This is a genomic window from Ruegeria sp. YKSD179 (genome assembly GCF_059612885.1).
The window spans coordinates 1-964 of record NZ_JBXWRL010000129.1; the positions used below are offsets into that span (position 1 = coordinate 1).

Here is a 964-nt window from a genome sequence, read left to right on the forward strand (position 1 = left end):
TGCCACTGAGCGCGCTGATCGGAACAACAGCTTCTCGTGATCCGACAGATGACAGTGTGTTTCGCACAGTGACATTTCCAGGCAGCATCAAAGTTAAGATCGTTTTTCCTTTTGATCCTGAACTTGGCGCCGAAACCTTTCATGTCGCGCTTTCGCCCAACCAGTGTCACGAGTCACCGGCTCATGCCCTAGGAGTGACAGAAGAAGTGTTTGTGCTGGAAGGAATGCTTGAAGTTTTGCGCGACGGTGAATGGGTGCCACTGCATGCAGGTGAGGGCCTGCGGTTTCCTGCAGACCTGCCTCACGGATATCGAGCGGGCGAAGACGGCACCACATTTCTGAATATGCACCACTATGCCCAGCCAGCTGTGTTGGCTTCGGTTAGTTAACTCACGCAAAAAAACTGGCGGTAATTGTAATGGAAGCACTCCTTGAAGCGCTTACTCTGGCAGACGCGATCGGCTCAATCGGTGCGTTGGTCGTTGTTGCTGCGTATCTTGCAACCCAAGTTCGGCTATTGAATTCCGAGGACCTTATTTTCCCCGTAGTCAACCTTTTGGGGTCCGGGTTGATTGTTTATTCGCTGCTGTACAACTTCAACCTTGCGTCGATGCTTATCGAAGGGTTCTGGATCATCATCAGTTTGATTGGGATAATCCAGCATTTCAGGTTGCGTCAAAGGGCAGAATAGACGCTTCCAGCCTTGAACCCTTAACCTGCCGCGTATAGGGAAACTCTGCGCGTTAAGGGAGGCTTTGATGCAGGACGATCCGAAAACCCTCGTTTCTACGGAATGGCTTGCCACCCACATGAAAGACCCGGATCTTAGAATCCTGGACGGTTCGTGGTATCTGCCTCAACAGCAGAGGGACGCGAAAGCTGAATATGACGCAGGGCATATTCCCGGTGCGCGTTTTTTTGACATTGACGAAATTTCTGACCACCGTTCCGATCTGCCTCACAT

At 51.3% G+C, this 964-nt stretch carries 3 protein-coding genes; all 3 read left to right on the forward strand.

The window, feature by feature from the left end; all coding sequences use genetic code 11:
• Positions 1-389, forward strand: a 389-nt coding sequence (locus AC2FNE_RS24655) for a cupin domain-containing protein (RefSeq protein ID WP_496806572.1), incomplete at its 5' end; no start/stop codon positions are given.
• A gap of 29 nt (positions 390-418) precedes the next feature.
• Positions 419-691, forward strand: coding sequence for a CBU_0592 family membrane protein (locus AC2FNE_RS24660; RefSeq protein ID WP_170607423.1), 273 nt, complete (start codon positions 419-421; stop codon positions 689-691).
• Positions 692-758: 67 nt separating this feature from the next.
• A partial coding sequence (locus tag AC2FNE_RS24665; RefSeq protein ID WP_496806573.1) for a rhodanese-like domain-containing protein occupies positions 759-964 on the forward strand: 206 nt, incomplete at its 3' end.